The organism is Streptomyces sp. NPDC005492 (assembly GCF_040605995.1).
Taxonomy (GTDB): domain Bacteria; phylum Actinomycetota; class Actinomycetes; order Streptomycetales; family Streptomycetaceae; genus Streptomyces.
Map to the genome: position 1 here is coordinate 1 of NZ_JBEXDX010000129.1, position 1033 is coordinate 1033.

1 protein-coding gene is annotated in these 1033 nt (G+C 74.5%); it reads left to right on the top strand.

The window, feature by feature from the left end; genetic code table 11:
- Window positions 1-1033, top strand: a 1033-nt coding sequence (locus tag ABZT04_RS45985) for a beta-ketoacyl synthase N-terminal-like domain-containing protein (RefSeq protein WP_356066715.1), incomplete at both ends; no start/stop codon positions are given.

The window sequence follows — 1033 nt, forward strand, 5'->3', positions numbered from 1 at the left end:
GTGCTGTTCTCCTCCGGTGCCGCCTCATGGGGCGGAACGGGGCAGGGCGGTTACGCGGCGGGCAACGCCTGCCTGGACAGCCTCGCCGAGTACCGCCGCTCCCAGGGGCGTACCGCCACCTCCCTCGCCTGGGGCGGCTGGGCCGGGCCCGGACTGACCGACATCGACGCGGAGTTCGTGGCCTACCTGCGGCGCATGGGCGTGCTCGCCATGCGGCCCGACCTCGCGATCGCGGCCATGCAGCGCGTCCTGGAGCAGGACGAGACCGTACTCACCGTCTCCGACATGGACTGGGCGAAGTTCGTCCCCGCCTTCACCCTGGCCCGCCCGAGCAACCTCTTCGACCTGCTCCCCGAAGCGGCCCCGACCGCCGGCGAGCCGGCCGAGGACGGCGGCGACGGCTTCGCCGCCCGGATCGCCGCCCTGCCCGCCGCCGAACGGCGCGCCCACCTGACCACCCTGGTCCGCGATCACGCCGCCGCCGTCCTGGGCCACAGCGGCGGCGACGAGATCGACCCCGGCCAGGCGTTCCGCGAGGTCGGCTTCGACTCCCTGACCGCGGTCGAGCTGCGCAACCGGCTCCAGACCGCGACCGGCACCAGCCTGCCCGCCACCCTCGTCTTCGACTACCCGAGCGCGGCGCGGCTGGCCGGCCACCTCGCCGAGCTGTTCGGCGGCCCCGCCGAGCAGGACCGCACCGACCTGCCCGTACTCCAGCAGCTCACCGACGACCCGATCGCCGTGGTCGGCATGGCCTGCCGCTACCCCGGCGGCGTCACCGGACCCGACGAACTGTGGCAGCTGGTCGCCTCGGGCACGGACGCCGTCTCCGGCTTCCCCGGCAACCGCGGCTGGGACCTCGACGCGCTCTACGCCCCCACCGGCTACCGCCCCGGCGCCTCGATCACCCGCGAAGGCGGATTCGTCGACTCCGCGGTGGAGTTCGACGCGGGCTTCTTCGGGATCTCGCCGCGTGAGGCGCTGGCGATGGACCCGCAGCAGCGGCTGCTGCTGGAGGTGGCCTGGGAGTCGC